General features: G+C 40.3%; 19 protein-coding genes, 1 tRNA gene and 1 pseudogene. 10 read left to right on the top strand and 11 right to left on the bottom strand.

The features are described 5' to 3' along the window. Both PHR02_RS03340 and PHR02_RS03335 read left to right on the top strand, forming a co-directional pair. Nucleotides 1-533 (top strand): S24 family peptidase (locus tag PHR02_RS03340; RefSeq protein ID WP_299988913.1); only part of this gene is annotated, 533 nt, incomplete at its 5' end. Between the two features lie 15 nt (nt 534-548). After that, complete coding sequence (locus PHR02_RS03335; RefSeq protein WP_299988910.1) at nt 549-2018, top strand: SH3 domain-containing C40 family peptidase; 1470 nt, start codon at nt 549-551, stop codon at nt 2016-2018. A 4-nt stretch (nt 2019-2022) separates the two neighbouring features. Here PHR02_RS03335 and PHR02_RS03330 read toward each other — a convergent pair whose 3' ends face one another. Both PHR02_RS03330 and PHR02_RS03325 read right to left on the bottom strand, forming a co-directional pair. After that, nucleotides 2023-2328: a hypothetical protein gene (locus PHR02_RS03330; RefSeq protein ID WP_299988907.1), complete on the bottom strand. Its 306-nt coding sequence runs from the start codon at nt 2326-2328 to the stop codon at nt 2023-2025. Between the two features lie 70 nt (nt 2329-2398). Continuing rightward, the gene (locus PHR02_RS03325) at nt 2399-3595 is read right to left on the bottom strand and encodes a tetrahydrodipicolinate N-succinyltransferase N-terminal domain-containing protein (protein WP_299988904.1); all 1197 of its coding nucleotides are present in this window, start codon (nt 3593-3595) and stop codon (nt 2399-2401) included. A gap of 104 nt (nt 3596-3699) precedes the next feature. Here PHR02_RS03325 and PHR02_RS03320 point away from each other — a divergent pair, with 104 nt between their 5' ends. Beyond that, nucleotides 3700-4185: an ankyrin repeat domain-containing protein gene (locus tag PHR02_RS03320; protein ID WP_299988902.1), complete on the top strand. Its 486-nt coding sequence runs from the start codon at nt 3700-3702 to the stop codon at nt 4183-4185. Further along, nucleotides 4172-5065: a zinc metalloprotease HtpX gene (gene htpX / locus PHR02_RS03315; protein ID WP_299988899.1), complete on the top strand. Its 894-nt coding sequence runs from the start codon at nt 4172-4174 to the stop codon at nt 5063-5065. Before PHR02_RS03320 ends, htpX begins: the two co-directional genes overlap by 14 nt. A 4-nt stretch (nt 5066-5069) precedes the next feature. Here the strand turns inward: htpX and PHR02_RS03310 are convergent, their stop codons facing one another. The 5 genes from PHR02_RS03310 to aspS all read right to left on the bottom strand — a co-directional run bounded on the left by PHR02_RS03310 (nt 5070) and on the right by aspS (nt 9075). Continuing rightward, on the bottom strand, nt 5070-5207 hold the full coding sequence (locus PHR02_RS03310; RefSeq protein WP_299988896.1) for a hypothetical protein: 138 nt from the start codon (nt 5205-5207) through the stop codon (nt 5070-5072). Nucleotides 5208-5261: 54 nt separating this feature from the next. Further along, nucleotides 5262-6017 (bottom strand): molybdopterin-binding protein, encoded by a 756-nt coding sequence (locus PHR02_RS03305; RefSeq protein ID WP_299988893.1) that lies wholly within the window; start codon nt 6015-6017, stop codon nt 5262-5264. A 63-nt stretch (nt 6018-6080) separates the two neighbouring features. Next, on the bottom strand, nt 6081-6728 hold the full coding sequence (gene adk, locus PHR02_RS03300) for an adenylate kinase (protein WP_299988890.1): 648 nt from the start codon (nt 6726-6728) through the stop codon (nt 6081-6083). A 16-nt stretch (nt 6729-6744) separates the two neighbouring features. Then, nucleotides 6745-7317 (bottom strand): adenylate kinase, encoded by a 573-nt coding sequence (locus tag PHR02_RS03295; protein ID WP_299988888.1) that lies wholly within the window; start codon nt 7315-7317, stop codon nt 6745-6747. Nucleotides 7318-7320: 3 nt separating this feature from the next. Then, nucleotides 7321-9075 carry an aspartate--tRNA ligase gene (gene aspS / locus PHR02_RS03290; RefSeq protein WP_299988885.1) on the bottom strand — a complete coding sequence of 585 codons (1755 nt, stop codon included), beginning with the start codon at nt 9073-9075 and terminating at the stop codon, nt 7321-7323. A gap of 202 nt (nt 9076-9277) precedes the next feature. On the opposite strand from aspS, the gene PHR02_RS03285 reads away from it, so the two are divergent. The 6 genes from PHR02_RS03285 to PHR02_RS03260 all read left to right on the top strand — a co-directional run bounded on the left by PHR02_RS03285 (nt 9278) and on the right by PHR02_RS03260 (nt 13677). Further along, entirely contained in the window at nt 9278-9484 is a 207-nt protein-coding gene (locus tag PHR02_RS03285; protein WP_299988882.1) for a hypothetical protein, read from the top strand. A 148-nt stretch (nt 9485-9632) separates the two neighbouring features. Beyond that, on the top strand, nt 9633-10184 hold the full coding sequence (locus tag PHR02_RS03280) for a response regulator (RefSeq protein ID WP_299988878.1): 552 nt from the start codon (nt 9633-9635) through the stop codon (nt 10182-10184). Nucleotides 10185-10287: 103 nt separating this feature from the next. Then, a tRNA-Glu gene (locus PHR02_RS03275) sits at nt 10288-10362 on the top strand. 128 nt (nt 10363-10490) lie between these two features. Further along, nucleotides 10491-11759: a glutamate--tRNA ligase gene (gene gltX, locus PHR02_RS03270; RefSeq protein ID WP_299988875.1), complete on the top strand. Its 1269-nt coding sequence runs from the start codon at nt 10491-10493 to the stop codon at nt 11757-11759. After that, on the top strand, nt 11756-12043 hold the full coding sequence (locus tag PHR02_RS03265; protein ID WP_299988873.1) for a YggT family protein: 288 nt from the start codon (nt 11756-11758) through the stop codon (nt 12041-12043). Before gltX ends, PHR02_RS03265 begins: the two co-directional genes overlap by 4 nt. Beyond that, nucleotides 12040-13677, top strand: coding sequence for a transglycosylase SLT domain-containing protein (locus PHR02_RS03260; RefSeq protein ID WP_299988869.1), 1638 nt, complete (start codon nt 12040-12042; stop codon nt 13675-13677). The genes PHR02_RS03265 and PHR02_RS03260 overlap by 4 nt, the downstream gene beginning before the upstream one ends. Here the strand turns inward: PHR02_RS03260 and PHR02_RS03255 are convergent. From PHR02_RS03255 to PHR02_RS03240, 4 genes and pseudogenes are all read right to left on the bottom strand, one after another. Next, nucleotides 13601-14086, bottom strand: coding sequence for a hypothetical protein (locus PHR02_RS03255; protein WP_299988867.1), 486 nt, complete (start codon nt 14084-14086; stop codon nt 13601-13603). The genes PHR02_RS03260 and PHR02_RS03255 overlap by 77 nt on opposite strands. An 88-nt stretch (nt 14087-14174) precedes the next feature. Then, complete coding sequence (locus tag PHR02_RS03250) at nt 14175-16250, bottom strand: CHASE2 and HATPase_c domain-containing protein (RefSeq protein ID WP_299988864.1); 2076 nt, start codon at nt 16248-16250, stop codon at nt 14175-14177. A gap of 3 nt (nt 16251-16253) precedes the next feature. Next, complete coding sequence (locus PHR02_RS03245; protein WP_299988861.1) at nt 16254-16850, bottom strand: OmpA family protein; 597 nt, start codon at nt 16848-16850, stop codon at nt 16254-16256. Next, nucleotides 16850-17064, bottom strand: a pseudogene (locus PHR02_RS03240) (hypothetical protein); the annotation flags it as partial. The pseudogene PHR02_RS03240 and the gene PHR02_RS03245, both read right to left, overlap by 1 nt.

Raw genomic sequence — 17064 nt, 5'->3', positions numbered from 1 at the left:
TGAAAAAACGGAACAAAATCCCCTTTACCGAATTACTTGATTTTTGTGCAAAACGCTCAATCGCTATTAACTGGTTATTGTACAACCAATCGCCCGAGAGTTTGATAGAAGCGACAAACCGTGTATATATGGTACGCTATTTCTCTTCGGTTAGCGCCTCTGCAGGGGGAGGGGCGGAAAACGACGAACTTGAGTATGAGCCTTTGATGCTGGAAGAAAACTTTGTTATCTCTCTTGGCGGTGAGAAAGAGTTACGTAATATTGAAGCGATCAATGTATCCGGTGACTCCATGGAACCCTCTTTTAGCTACAACGATATCGTTTTTGTGAACCGAACTAAAACAGATCTTAGCCGCGGGGGGATTTTTACGATTCGTACCGAGCATGGTCTCTTTATTAAACGTTTACAAGTACGGATTGATGGTAAACTTGATATTATTTCAGATAACAAAGACTATCCCACCTACGTTGCGCGCAAAGATGAAGTTGAAATTATCGGTAGAGTCGTAGGACGTTTTGGCGGAGTCGAATAATATTGGAAAATGATGATGAAAACAACACTATGGATGAGTTGGCTTTTATTGGTATTGGGCGGATGTAGCACACATACACCGGCGCCTGCTCCCGCTGTAATAAAACCCATTGAACCACCTAAAGCATTGGACACTAATCAAAGTGCTTTGAATGATCCTTTTTGTTGTATGCTTCCGCAAGATTTAGAACTAAAACTCCCTGAATACGGTCCAAAAGTCAATGATTTAGAACGATTTGAGCAATTGATGGCTCCGTATGTCGAACAAAGCGGTATTGATCGTGATAGCCTATATGAAATTCAAAAAACCTTTGAAGGGCGTTACTTTTCCCCATGGGGATACGTTGCCACACCTCAGAAAGTAGAAGAGGTACTCTGGCCACTTCGAGCTTTCAGAGGCGGATTTGGGAGCAATCTTCGACCGGTCCCCCCTGTGTGGTTTGAAGAGATCAAGCAACAAAGTAACTTTGCTTCTTACGGCACTATCAATAAAAAAGCGATTACTCTCAAATGGATGGATATTCGTGCTTTCCCGACCGATAAGCCCCTATACAAAAATCCTGCACTTCCGGGGGAGGGGTATCCATTTGATCTTTTGCAAAACAGTAGTGTTAACTACAATGAACCCATTTTTATCTCCCACACCTCAAAAGACGGTGCATGGAGTTATATTTTTAGCAACAATGTATCAGGATGGGTTAAATCAGACGGTGTTGCTCTGATTGATGATGAAACTGCGTTAAAGATTCAAAAATCGGAAAAAGTTTTTTTGATTGAGGATAATGTAGCTTTATTGGACAGTGCAAACCGTTTTAGTGGATATTCACGGGTAGGTATGGTTTTGCCTTTGGAACGCAGTGATGATGAAAACTATTATGTCAAAGCGATTGATGCAAACAACTCGATTAAGATTTTATCACTACCAAAACGCTCCGCTCATATCGGTGTGAGCCGATTTAATAAAAGTGATTTAAATGCTATCGGAACACAGCTGTTGAAAAATACCTATGGATGGGGTGGAATGTACGGTGAACGGGACTGTTCATCGATGATTCGTGACATGATGACCCCTTTTGGTATTTGGCTGCCGCGTAACTCTTCAGCACAATCGCGCAAAGGTGAAGTAGTATCATTTATCGGGATGAATGATGATGAAAAACTCTCGTTGATTAAAGAAAAAGGGATCCCTTTCGAAACCATCATTTATCTAAAAGGGCATGTATTGCTCTATGTCGGTACCTATCAGGAGAGTGTTATGGTAATGCATAATATTTGGGGGATCCGTACGATAGATAAACAAGGAAATCGTGGGCGTCATGTTATCGGTAAGGCGGTCATTAGTACGCTGGAACTTGGATCGGATTTGAACGATTTTGATCCCGCTATGAAACTGCTCTCTCGTGTAGAGAGTATGAATATATTTACTCAAACCCCGACATCCCTTAGTCGAAATACAAAAGTGACTCTTAAAAAGAAATCACTTTAAATCACTATCCTCGAATATCTAAAAGTGAGCCCAACATCTCGTCTTGGGTTCGAATAGCTTGAACATTCGATTGTGCTACTTTTTCGATTGTTACTTGATCCGTTAGCTCTTTTGAGAGATCGGTTTGTGACTTTTCGCTTCCGTTCGAAGTTGCCATTGAGGTATTGGCCTTCGTTGCTCCATTTTGCGTTTCACTAATCGTCGTATTTCGTGGAACAAATCCATCCGTATTAACATTGGCTACATTATGAGCATTGTTATTCATGTAGGTTTGATTGGACATCAAAGAAGAGACATTTGAGCTTATCATCTAAAGCTCCTTGTAATTAGATAAGAAAAGTATAATCCCCTCCACCTTAAGAGTGAGAGGGAAAATGAAATTAATGAAGATCGGCGTTGAGCTTTACTTCACGTGTAGAGCGGCGGATGAGGAGTTGCCCTGTAGTTGAATCTTGACGATAGTGGATACCGTTGAGACCTACCAAATCTTTCCCTTTGAAACTTGTACCATTTAGAGTTTTAGAGGGATTAGCCTCTTGGATTTTAACGAGTTCTTCAGCACTTACCGCGAATTTGGTTCCCGCCAAAACAGCGATCCCCGCATCAACGATACACCCATCACCAAGAGCAATACCCGTTACCGAGTTGGCACCGAGCAAAGTGTTTTTACCGATTGTAACCGGTATTCCATCCGTTCCACTGAGAACTCCGAGGATAGAAGCTCCACCACCTACGTCTGAGCCATCACCTACAACCGCAGAGCTTGAAATGCGTCCTTCTACCATGCTCACACCTGTAGTACCGGCATTGAAATTCACATAACTCGCACCCGGCATGATCGTGGTACCTGCATGAAGCTGTGCACCGAAACGGACTTTTGAATCGTCCAATACGCGAGTGTTATTCGCAGGAATAATGTGTTGGAGATAGCGAGGGAATTTATCGACAAAATCGATTTTCGGATATTCATTGGCAAATTTGAGTTCGATCTCATTTTCACGGAGCCATTCGAGTTCGATCGGCTGACCGTCCGACCATGCAACATTGTGCAATGCACCAAACGCACCGTTTAAATTAAGTGAGCGAAGAGCCGCTTTAGAGGTAGAGAGGGCGTAGAGTTTGAGATAGGTTCCCTCAACACTCGTGCAAGCAACATCATTGAAAAGGATAACAAGACGAAACTCGCCATCACGCATACCGCGCTCTTTGATTTGGTTGTAGAGGGCTGAAATAACTTGGATATTTTTGTGTGCATCACCATAAGCTTCATCAGAGTAGGGTGTAAATGCATTTAAACACCCCTCTAAAAATTTCAGCGTTACAGGGATGATCACTTCATCGGCATTGAAATCGATTTCAAATCCTTGCTCTTGTGCACTTTTAATAAAGATCGAGGCACTGCCGAAGTTCTCGTTCCAGTTGATGTGCGGAAACGAGGCTTGGAGGATTTTATCGCTATCTAGTTGACCGAAATCGACACGGCAGATACCGAATGCGAGTGGGTTTTTGTATCCTGAAGTGTTTTGAATCTCTTGAACACATGCTTTAAATGCTGATTCAGTCTCTAAAATTTCCATAGTTGCTCTCTTGCTGTAAAATTAATGTGGAATTTTACCATAAGAGTCTAGACTTCAGTTGAATCTTGCATGTTATACTACCGAATATTATTAATGGAATGATTATGGAACAATGGATTGAATTATTAAAAGTAAATGATTATCTTGGGGTGAAAAAACATCTCAAAAACGGCGGAAATCCTAATGAAGTAGAAGAAAATGGCGAATCGGTTATTTGTTTTGCTATGCGGTATCATTGTGATAGTGAGATTATCGATTTACTCATCCAAGATGGTGCCGATATACATCATGTGGATGATGAAGGGGTGAGTGTTTTTGACGTAGCCGTCACTTATAATAATCTCGCCCTCATCGAAAAACTAATTGCTGATGGTTTTGATGTTAACCATGCGACACGTAAAAGCGGATTTACCCCTCTCATGGGAGCCGTTTGTTATGGTCGTGTTGATGTCATTAAGAAATTATTAGAACTAAATGTGGATGTCCAATCACGCGATGCGTATGGCCTAAATGCACTCGATTTTGCTCGTAAAATGCATAAAAAATCTATTTTGGCTCTTTTAGAAGGAGGGGGCAATGGAACAGATTAAAACGTTTTTACTATTAGGCTCTTTAAGTGTACTTCTCGTCCTTATCGGCGCTTACTTCGGTGGAACGGGAGGGATGATGATTGCCCTCTTGATAGCAGGAGGGATGAATTTTTACGCCTACTATTTCTCAGATTCGATGATATTGAAACATTATAATGCCATCGAAGTCGATCCTAGAGAATCACCAATGCTTTACCGTGTTGTCGAGCGTCTGGTGGAGCGCGCGAACTTACCGATGCCCAAAGTTTATATCATCCATGATCATATCCCCAATGCGTTCGCAACAGGTCGCAATCCCTCCCATGCTGCCGTCGCGATTACAACAGGTTTACTGGAATTGCTCAGTGAAGATGAGATAGAGGGGGTAATGGCGCATGAGCTCTCTCATGTACGCCATCGGGATATTTTAGTGGCAACGGTTGCCGCTACCATTGCCGGAGCCATTGCATTTGCCGCAAATATCATGCAGTTTGGTGCTATGTTCGGTAATCGTGACAATCGCGGTGGAAATCCAATTTTGATGATTGCTATGGCAATACTGTTGCCGATAGCGGCGAGTGTTATCCAAATGACGATCAGCCGTTCGCGTGAGTTTATGGCGGATGAGGGGGCGGCACGCTTAACCGGACACCCTGAATGGCTCCAAAATGCGTTAATTAAACTCTCAAATTATAATGGAAGAGGGGAAGTACATGGTGCAACACCCCAGAATGCTCATATGTTTATCATCAGCCCGTTTGACGGTAAAAACTTCAGCTTTTCAAATCTTTTTCGAACCCATCCGACAACAGAACAACGATTAGAGAGATTAGAGGCATTAAAAGGGGATCTTAATTCACCGAACGAACAAAATAAACTCTACGACAGACATTATGTGTAGAGTTTTATTCAGGCTCTATTTTGAGTGTAAAATGGGGTTTATGCGGTAGCTCTTCTTTAGGGTTTTTGAGAAAAACATATCGATAGAATAGATACACAACCGCACTAAAACCAAGTGCCATGAGTAAATAATCTGTACTCATCCAATCTCCTCATAAAATAATATTATAAGTAAATCGACATATTATTTAAAAACTTTATTTTTTGTTGTTATCCATTATCTCATAAAGGATTGATTTTTCCTTCAAGGCATCAATAAAAAAATTAAAATTTCGGATACACGATTCATAATCCACAGAGGCTACCGAAATTTCTACGATCGGATTTCCACCGTTCATCATCGGTAATGATGAGAAATCAATATTCTCCTCCATCCGCTCCATCACCTCGATCAGGGTATTTTCAGAGGTTTGTGCGATAAGGGTATGGCGATAGAGTTCCTCTGCTTTTGGGTAAAACCGCTCCAGTGCCTCTTCAACCATCGGATGAGACATTTCTGGAAATCCCGGCATAAAAAAATATCGATCTTCGAGACTAAATCCAGACATATTGTTAATCACATTATGGAGCAATCCAGCATTTTTTGGAAGTTCTGCCATATGTATGCGGTGAGGGTAGGCGGCATCAGCGAATCGCTCGATAATATGTGCACCAAATTGCTCATGGACTACCAGCACGCCATCACTAAAAACATCTGAGGCTATTTGACGTGTTAAATCATCAGGAGTTGAGCCGATCCCACCGAAACTGAACATCACCGCATCGGGATCATTTTTAATCATACCAAATATAGTGTGGATTAAGAGCGGATCATCTTTGATTGTAAAAGAGGAGAAGAGGGTATGCCCGCGACGTAGTAGAGCATCACGAATATAGATAAAATGTTTATCTTCACGACGACCGTTTAGGATCTCAGAACCGATAATGACGGCATAAAAGTGGGGAGTTTTCATAAGAGGATTATAACACGATAAAAGAGGGGATGGATTCCCGTTTTCACGGGAATGACAAGTATATTATTTTAATTGAGTGAGAATTTCGTGTTCAACAACATCGATTTTTTGTGTTCCATCGATGGTGATGTATTTAACGGAGCTATCTGCCGCCGCAACACCTTTGTAATAGTTGACAAGAGGAGCGGTTTGCTCATGGTAAACACGGAGACGATCTAAAACGACTTCGGCTTTATCATCAGCACGTTGAACCAACTCTTCACCGGTCTCATCGTCTTTTCCTTCCACTTTTGGTGGATTGTAGACCAAGTGATACGTGCGACCAGATGCGAGGTGAGCACGACGACCTGACATACGTTCCACGATAACGCTATCGGCAACATCGATCTCGATCACGGCATCGATTGCTACACCCGCTTCTTTGAGGGCGTCGGCTTGAGGAACGGTACGTGGAAAACCATCGAGCAAAAAGCCATTTTTACAATCATCTTCTAAAATACGTTCTTTAACCAAACCGATAATGATTTCATCGGTCACGAGTTTGCCTGAGTCCATAAATGATTTCGCCAAGGTTCCGAGTTCCGTCCCCGCTTTAATCGCGGCACGGAGCATATCACCTGTAGAGATTTGCGTAATGTCGAATGCTTTTGTTAAAAACTGAGCTTGAGTCCCTTTTCCTGCACCCGGAGCGCCTAAAAGAATGATTTTCATTTAATGTTATCCTGTATTAAATTTTTGATTCGAGATAGAGTTCCATCTCATCGACAATGGCATCAATAGTACGTTCGCCATCGATCTTTTTGAGAAGGTTTTTGGATTCATAAAAGCTTTGGATATCCGCTAACGGTTCTGTATAGAGACTCATACGGTTATTAAAGACCTCTTCTTTGTCATCACTACCGCGTGAGCGACCGAGAACGCGCTCACGTGCCACCTCTTCACTCACTACCACTTCGATAACACTGAGTAGTTCTACATCACTATCGCTCTCTAGAAATTTGTTCAGTTCATCCATCTGCTCACATGAGCGAGGATATCCATCAAACAATATCACATCTGAAGGAGCTGCTTTGATTGCACTGGTAATCGTTTCGATAGCAATCTCAATCGGAACAATAAGACCGTGGCTAATAAAGCTATCAATCCGTTTTCCGCGCTCTGACTTACTTGCAACTTCAGCACGGAGTAAATCTCCGGTAGAGTAATGAACGATATCATCACTGTTTCGTTCTGCAATGATCTCTGCATCGGTTGTTTTCCCTGATCCAGGTGCACCGATAATAAGAAAGAGTTTCTTCATTGGTTACTTTGCACTTTCTCTGAGTCGGATATGAAGTTCACGTAGTTGTGTCAACTCAACCGGACTCGGTGCCTTAGTCATAATACATGATGCTCTTTGTGTTTTAGGGAATGCGATTACGTCACGAATACTATCTTTTTTAGAGAGCAACATCATGAAACGATCAAACCCGATAGCGAAACCACCGTGTGGCGGTGCTCCAAATTTGAGTGCATCGAGAAGGAATCCAAATTTCTCTTGAGCCTCTTCTTCACCGATACCGAGTAGGCTGAAAATTTGCTCTTGCAATGCTTGTTTGTGAATACGGATCGATCCGCCGCCGAGTTCGGTTCCATTAAGGACGATATCATAAGCGATAGATTCGATATCTTCGAGATGTTCGTGATTCAAATCACGCGGCATGGTGAACGGATGGTGAAGTGCTTTAACACGACCCTCTTCGATTTCGAACATCGGGAAGTCAACCACCCAAACAAATTCGAAACGATCTTTCTCGATCAAGTTCATTTTCTCATGCTCGGCGATGAAGATACGGAAACGTCCCATATAATCCCACACGGTTTTTTTATCTCCCGCACCGAAGAAGACGACGTCGCCCACTTCCATACCGGTACGATCGATGAGGAGTTGTAAATCTTCAGGGGTGAAGAATTTTTCCAATGGTCCTTTTAGACCGTCCTCTTTCATTTGAAAATAGCCGAGCCCTTTAGCACCGAATTTACGAACATAATCTTCGAAGCTTTTCATCTCACGTTTCGAGAATGCCAAATCAGCACCCGGAACACGAAGCGCTTTGATACGGTTCATTTTAGGATTAGCGGCGATCCCTGTAAAAATTTCGTTCTCACAACGTGCAAAGATGTCGATTACATCAACCATTTTAAGATCATATCTGAGGTCAGGCTTGTCAGAGCCATACCACTCCATCGCATCGGAGTATTTGATACGGTTGAACGGTGTATGGACTTCGTGTCCTGCTGAGGCAAACATTCCCGTAATCAACTCTTCGGCAACACGGATAACGTCTTCTTGGTTACAAAAGCTCATCTCGACGTCGATTTGGGTAAATTCAGGCTGACGATCAGCACGTAAATCTTCATCACGGAAACATTTCGCGATTTGGAAATAACGGTCAAATCCTCCCACCATCAAAAGCTGTTTAAAGAGCTGTGGAGATTGGGGTAGGGCGTAGAACTCACCCTCATGTACACGGCTAGGGACGAGGTAATCACGCGCTCCCTCAGGGGTAGATTTAGTAAGAATAGGGGTCTCTACTTCCAAAAATCCTAATGAATCGAGTACATTACGCGCTGCAATTGCCGCTTTTGAGCGGAGCATAAAGGTGTTGTACATTGATGGATTACGTAAATCCAAATATCGATATTTGAGACGTGTCTCTTCACCGACATTGTTATCTCCGATCACGAATGGAACCGGCTCTGAGCGGTTTTCGATCACGAGTTCATCCACAACGACTTCGATAGCACCCGTTTTAAGACGTGGATTAGTTAATCCTTCACCGCGTAAACGGATGCGCCCATGAGCGATAAGGACGAATTCATCACGAACTTCGCTCGCTAGTTTGTGCGCATGTGCATTGTCCGCAGGATCACATACGAGCTGAATAAGACCGCTTTTATCGCGTAAATCAATAAAGACAATTCCGCCATGGTCACGGTAGCTGTTCGCCCATCCGCACAAAACGACTTTGTCGCCTACGTTTGTTTCACTTAAATCGGTACAAAAATGACTTCTCAAATCAAAGTCCTTAGTATTATATTTTTCGCAATTATAGCGGTTGGAAACTTTTGGTTTGATAATAGTGATTGTTCTGTATCTCTTAATATCCTATTTGATTAACATAATATATATTATATTGAAAACTATGTGTACATAATAGACACGGTTTCCCGTGTATATTGATTTAAATAATTCAGCTCACTTTTACTACACTTCCATCATGGAATCTACAAAAGAACAACTTATCCTCGATATTGAAAAGCTTCTCAACCGTTATGATGGTCTAAACCCTACCCATATCGATCCAGCGCTTCTACAGTTTATGGATCGTAAAACATTGCTGAGTATTATTGACTCTATTCTCAGACAGCAAGAGAAAACGAATGAATCAAACATCGAATGGCTTGAGCAATTTAAAAAACATTAACTATCAAATTGTTATCACAGAAACGGTTTTTGTAAAAATATTACCTGTAATTGTTTTTTTAAGGTAATGCTAAAAAATATGATCTATAATTACAACAATTATCCACAGTGATATTTTCTAACAGTCCAACATTTAAAAAGGGGTCCTTATGTCATCTAATGTAGATTTGATTCAGCTTACTGAGCAAACTAAAAAACTCACCGCCATGGTCGTCGAAGACGAAGTTGTAGCAAATGATCTTTTGAGCTCAACGTTTAAAAACTTTTTTGCAGATGTTACTTCTGCTTACAACGGTGCAGAAGCGTTACGTATGTATGAAAAAATCAATCCGGATATTATTTTTGTAGATATTATCATGCCTGAGATTGATGGTATTGAACTCGCACGCCGTATTCGTTCAATTAATCCATCACAAATTATTATCGTTATCTCTGCAAGCAACGATATCCAAAAAATTTCTGAATCAATTGAAGTGGGTGTTAACAGTTTCATCCAAAAACCGATTGATACGAAAAAAATTCTTGAAATGCTTCAAAACATTACCAGTCTTGTTGCTAAGCGTAAAAAGATTGAAACCAAAACATTCTCTATCTCATTGCCATTGGATGTATATGAATTGGTTGATGATAATGCTAAAGCGGAAAGCATCTCTAAAAATGCCGTTATTATCCGTGCACTACGCTCATTCTATAACGATTAATCTCCCCTCTTCCCGCTCATGCGGGAAAATAGTATAGATTTAGTTTTTTTTCAGCTACTTCTCTATATAATTTCGGCTCAGGTTTACCTGTTCTTATCAATACGGCCCCATCATCTAATGGTTAGGATTCCAGATTTTCATTCTGGCCATACGAGTTCGAATCTCGTTGGGGTCACCACTTTTAATTAAAAATCCCTTAAAAACAACGATAATCTTCAACCTTTAAGATTAAACTTATCTTCAACCTCAAAAGCTCTCTTGAACCCAGTTTCTGCTAAAATTATAAAAAAGATTTAGGAAATATTTATGCTCCGTTTTGCCCCAAGTCCAACCGGTGATATGCACATCGGCAATCTTCGTGTCGCTTTATTTAATTACATATCTGCCGTACAACGTGATGAGCCTCTTTTGATTCGTATTGAAGATACGGATAAAGAGCGCAATATTCCTGGTAAAGAGAAAGAAATTTTTGAAATTTTGGCACTTTTTGGAATCGAATACCAAGAAGAACAACTTCAAAGTAACAATTTGCGTTTTCACCGTGCTATGGCACTCCAATTGCTCCAAGATAAACAAGCGTTCAATTGTTTTTGTACCCCTGAAACATTAGAAACAAAACGCGAAGCCTCTAAAGAAGGAAAAATTGCTTACCGTTATGACGGTACATGTGAAAACCTTCATGCTGAAGACGTTATTGATAATCCCCTCCCCTTTACGATACGGTTAAAAAAACCGAATCATCCGATCACGGTTACCGACATTATTAAAGGGGATAGTACCTTTGCTGCTGATGATATCGATAGTTTTATTTTGATGAGTGCCGATAAATATCCAACCTACGATTTTGCTTGTGCGGTCGACGATATGCTCTCAGATATTTCTCTCATCATTCGCAGTGAAGATTATCTCTCCAACACTCCAAAACAGATTGCTATCCATGAAGCACTCGGATATACCAAAAAAGTTGAATACGCCCATCTGCCAATCCTCCTTGAGGGCTCCGTAAGCATCAAATGGCTCCTCGAAGAGGGGTATTTACCCGAAGCGATCACTAACTATTTGATTTTGATAGGGAATCAACCTCCGTGTGAGATTTTTAACCTCAAAGAAGCGATTAAATGGTTTGATTTAAAAACCCTCTCAAAGGCACCTGCTCGTTTTGATATTGATAAGCTTAAATTTATCAATCGCGAACACTTAAGAGGACTCGATCCAAAAGAACTTTCTCGCTATGTAGGTTTTGCCGATGAGGAGATTGGAAATCTTGCCAAGCTCTTTTTGGAAGAAGCGAGTACCCTTAAAGAACTTCGTCTAAAAATCGGTGCTATTTTTGCACCTAAGATCGTCCCAGATGAGTATAAAGAAGGTTTTGAAATTCTGCGTAATTTGACCCAAAAAGCGCCTCATTTTGATGATTATGAATCGTATAAAAGTTATTTGATTGAGCACAGTGGATTAAAGGGGAAAAATCTCTTTAATCCGCTTCGTATTCTTCTCAGTGGTGCAGAACATGGACCAGAGATGAGCGATTTATACACTCTTATTAAAAATTATCTCAAAGAGGTTGCAAAATGATGGACGGTATTATTGCTGGATTGGGCGGGATCGTCCATTCGCTTTTAACAGTTTACATTTGGGTAGTTATCATCGGAGCTCTTTTATCTTGGGTAAAACCTGACCCGTATAATCCTATTGTTCAAATTATTAACCGTTTGACCCAGCCTGCCTATGATTTAATTCGCCGTTTCATCCCTACCGTCTTTAATGGTCTGGATTTAGCTCCGATTATCCTCATTGTTGCCCTCAATATAATCGATGTTATTCTTGTTAATGTTATTAATGCGGTGGTTATGGCGTGAAATTTTCCGTTTTACTTTCCATCATACTGTGTTCTGCTTTATCAGCGGTGACACTAGAACAAATTAACGATAAACCTGCTTCACGTGAAAAAAACTTTTTAATTTGGCAGTTTATGCGTCAAGATATCAATGCTTCGCAAGCTCACGAAGCTTTTTATCAAGTTGATACGGTTAATGAGCGATTCTTATTTGACTATGCCGGAAAAACCGATGAAGCGGAAATACGCTACACCGTAGAGTGTATGCAGAAAGTTTCTACCAGTTTAATGAGTATAGAAGAAGATGACTGTTTGTATCTTGCCCTTTCACCTATTAAAGCGCAACACCTGCAAAGCTATGAGCGCGAACTGATTGCAATGCGTTTAGGGGACCGTTTCGGTGATGTCCAGTGGTTGCGAACCATGAACCATAACAATCATTTCACCCTTTACAGCGATTTAGCACCCTCTATGAAACTCTTCTTGATCTCTGGAAATACTTATCGTCAAGAGCATTTTAACCACATGGTAGAGGCGGAAACACTCTCACAGTTAACATCGATGCGAGGGTTTAATCAACTCGTATATCTTACTACAACTGATCCAAAAATGAAACTTCTCCAAGAATCATTAAGCACCGTAAGTGGTGGAGTTTATGATGCTAAGACCCATTTTTATCTTGGTATCAATGCACTAAAATTCAAGCGTGATGAAAATGCACTTTTTCATTTTAAAGAGGCAAAACGCAAATCGCTTTCTCCCATCGAAAAAGACAAAAATACCTTTTGGATTTATCGCGTCATTGGGGATCAAAATATTCTCTCAGAATTAGCAAACAGCCTTGATATCAATATGTATACCTTGTGGGCAAAAGAACGTTTAGGTATTGAAACCCAAAACTATTTTACGACTTTGCCGACTCCGGATAAGGGTGGATTCAGAGGTGATAGTCCGTTTGAATGGAACCAACTGCATAAAGAGATGCTCAATACTCCTCTTGAATCATTGTACCAATTGATCGAACGCTATGATGGTGAAGATTCTTTGGCAGTTCAAGCGTATATGATAGAACGGGCATTTACTCCCTATATCCATAACTACACCATGCCCTACGATCAGTTTATGAGTAGTACGACAATCGATCAAAAAGCAATGCTGTATGCACTCATGCGTCAGGAGACTCGTCTAATTCCTGGGTTGATATCCCGCTCGTTTGCTTTGGGTCTGATGCAGATTATGCCTTTTAATGTCGACTCAATTTCGAAAATTCACCCTTTGAAAATTCAATCCTATGAGGATATGTTTAATCCGCAATACAGTATTGCTTATTCGATCGAGCATATGAAACATATCGATAAAACACTTTTTAATCCGGTTTTGAAAGCATATGCGTATAACGGCGGGATAGGATTTACGAAACGGCTATTGATTAGCGGTGATTATTTTAATGCAGGGGATCATGAACCTTTTATGAGCATGGAATTGATCGCAAATGATGAAAGTAGAGAGTATGGCAAGAGAGTACTTGCCAACTATGTCATTTATAAAAAAATATTGGGTGAAAATGTTTCGATTGCCACTATTTTTGATACGTTAACACAACCTTCCCAGTCTGATTATTTTCGAGTTGAAGCGCTAAAGTCGTTGCAGCGCTAGATTCGAAACGGATTAAATAGTAGCGATTCCAGTTGTTTTGAACAGGAATCAATTGACGTCTTGGATCATTTTGTTTTAGCTCTTCAAAAACAGTTGCTTTTTTTCCGTTCATCGTTAATGTATATCCGTACGTATCGAGGTCCCATTTTCGAACATCAAGATTATTACGCTCAAAATAAATAGCTCCGATAAAATATTCTCCGTCTTTATAGTTTTCCGGGTAAATAGGATTGAGATAAACTGTAGAAATAATAGCCTTAGTCTCAAACGATTGCAGGATATGCCCTGTCCGTAGTTGCTCTATTGCACGTTCACGCGTTTCATCCATGTTAAAGAGTTCAAATGCCCCTTTTTGTGAACATCCGCTAAACATCAATAAAGCTGATAAAGCTATCCATGAAAATCGCATTTCATTCCTTTAAATCATATTAGGGAGATTATACGTCAAATAGCCTTAGAATTTTCAGTCATTCCTACTATAAGAGTGGTGGAAAATTCTAATCCCTGCAAAGAGGCAATTTGATCGTAAAAAGAGCTCCATCCTCTACGTTCGTACACTCAATCACTCCGCCCATCTTATTACGTACAATTGCTTCAACAATGTAAAGTCCAATTCCGGTCCCTTTATCTTTTTCTTTGGTTGTAAAATTGGCTTCAAATATTTGAGAAATTATCTTGGGGTCAATCCCACCCCCATTGTCTTGAAACATGAGTACCGCCATAGGGGTGTTTTTAGATAAAGAGATGAGAATTTTCGGATTAGATACCTTTGTTTCGATCAAGGCATCACGCGCATTATGAAGAAGATTGATGATCACTTGTTTGAATTCACTTGCTGAACCGATAACCGTTACTATTTCATCGCAGTCATTAAACTCCACGGTAATATTTTTTGCTTTAAACATACCCGACAAAAGATGCAGTGACTCATGAATCGCTAAAGAGAGATCAAAAGGTGAAATTTTTCGATCCGGTCGGAGAAAATTACGGAAATCATCGATCGTTTGAGACATAAAAAGTATCTGTTCCATCGAATCATCGGATAATTTATGAACGTAATTCTCATCGATTTTTTTCTTTTGAAAATCAAATGGCATTTGCTGAATGATCATACCCAACAGATTCAGCGGTTGACGCCATTGGTGAGCGATATTATCAATCATTTCCCCCATTGCCGCTAATTTAGATTGTTGAAAAAGCATCGCCTTTTGGTATTCAACTTCACTTTCACTGCGTGCGAGCTCATTTGATAAACGTTTTTTTTGTTCTGCTGCTCGGTAAATCGCTGCTAGGTAACGTTTAGTGTTCAAATAATCAATCAAAAACATGAATAGTGCCAGTATAAAAAGATAAGAGATCAAGGGAATAATAAAATAGCCTAACGAGAGGTAGATATGATGTTTCCAACCAATATAACCAAACCATACGCTAATCAATAATAGAGTAGCAAACGTAAAGAGAACACTTATGTATCGTTTTCTCTGCATTAAAATCAATAATAAAATGGCGGTCACAAATGACAATCCTAGGTTCAATAACGGATACAAAGACGGTTGTACTATCAGTTCACCATTGAGTATATTTTCAACCACTGTTGCATGCACAAAGACACCCGGAAGGATGGCTCCATTATTTAAGGTGTGCCATGTGTCTAAACCGAGGGCAGTTGTACCTACAAAAATATATTTACCTTTTAGATATTTAGGGTCAATCGTTCCGTGAAGTACTCTGGATGCTGAAACTCTCTCATGGTGATGAATCGGATAAAATGATAAAAGCACATTTGAATGTGAATCTGCCAAGATCATTTTATCTCGAACAGAAATCCTAATATCACCTTTGTACTTGGGAGTCGAAGCGATTTTAATAGGGCCATTTAAAGCAATGCCTGCAATACCGAGGGTTGGGAGTAACGTGTCATGATAACGGATAAACAGAGATAATCGACGAAAGGTTCCATCACTATCAGCGCGAGCGTGGATATGCCCCAAACCTCTTGCAGATTTTTGAAAAAGGGGCAAACTGCAAACGAGTGAATCAATGTCATAAAAATGGTTTATCGATACTGATGAGGCTGAAATGGTAGATGGAGGGAACAAACACGGGGTTGATTGATCACCAATGTTGGCAAAAACAGGCAAAATCGTCGTCCCATCACCAATTGCTTTGGATAAGAGAAGGTCATTATCCATCATGGATTGTGATAACCCCTCAACTCCGAGGGTAGTATTAAAATATTTTTGATAGAAATCCACCAACGTATTAGGAGAAGTTCTGTCTTTTTCAGAAAAGACAATGTCCATGACGATTGCAGAAGGTTTTGCTTCTGAGATGGAATTGAGTAGTTGCGCAGTGATCACTCTCGGCCATGGCCACTGACCAAATTCTTTTAGGCTTTCATCATCAATATCAACAATGACAGTAGAACTCGGGATATGAGAAGAGGGAAACATTGCACTAAAACGATCGTATATTTTATAATCGATCTGTTGCAATAAAGGTGAATTCCACCAAGAAAGATAAAAAAGTATCGTTAACGTCAACGATACTAGCGTGAAAACGAGTTTTTTCATTAATTATCGAACGATGACTTCAACGCGTCGATTTTGTGGCTCTGAAACACCATCATCGGTTTGAACTAAAGGGTCATTTTCGCCATAAGAAGTGACATGAATACGTTCCATATTGACATGTGCCTCACGTAAGAAACGCTCAACTTCACGAGCACGTTCAAGAGCCAGTTTATAATTTTCATCAGCATCACCGGCTCGATCAGAATGTCCAATAATATCGAGTGAAGCAGGTTCATTCGCAAAGACAATTTTGATCAGCTCGTCAACTTGTTCTTTAGATGATTGAGTTATTTCTGATGTCCCTTGTTCAAAATGAAACATCAGTGATATCGGTTTTCGAGGAAGAACATCGAGAACATCAGCATATTTTTCCAAAACCGTATCTTTATTGATCTGTTCTATACGTGAGGGAGCTTTATCGGGAGAGCTTAAAGTTGTCAGATAATATGGCTGATCGATGCTGACTTTCCCTGCTTTTGTCGTAATATCAATGGCGTTATGGGTTGAATTGTTATCCAGAAGTATGACGGTAGTTTCAGGAGCAGAATTTAAAAATGGGAGAGACAAAATCAGAGCACTGCAAATTAAAAAAACTTCCATTATTCTGCCTCCACAAGAAATTTAGTGCCACGAATCCCGACAACCCCTTGAGACACTTTAAACTTTACTTTTTCGGGTGCTAATTTCCCTATTTTCCCCGATTCAAAAACAGCCGTTCCTTTTTTTAGAGAAAGATCCATCCGGAAATCTTTTTTCGAAGGTTCAAATAAATACTCATCAATAGTAAATAAAGTTTTAGATCCTAATGCGATAC

Origin of the sequence: Sulfuricurvum sp., from assembly GCF_028688295.1 — a bacterium.
GTDB lineage: Bacteria > Campylobacterota > Campylobacteria > Campylobacterales > Sulfurimonadaceae > Sulfuricurvum.
The sequence above is the reverse complement of the archived record's forward strand: the minus strand, read 5'-3'. Positions and strand labels throughout refer to the sequence as shown.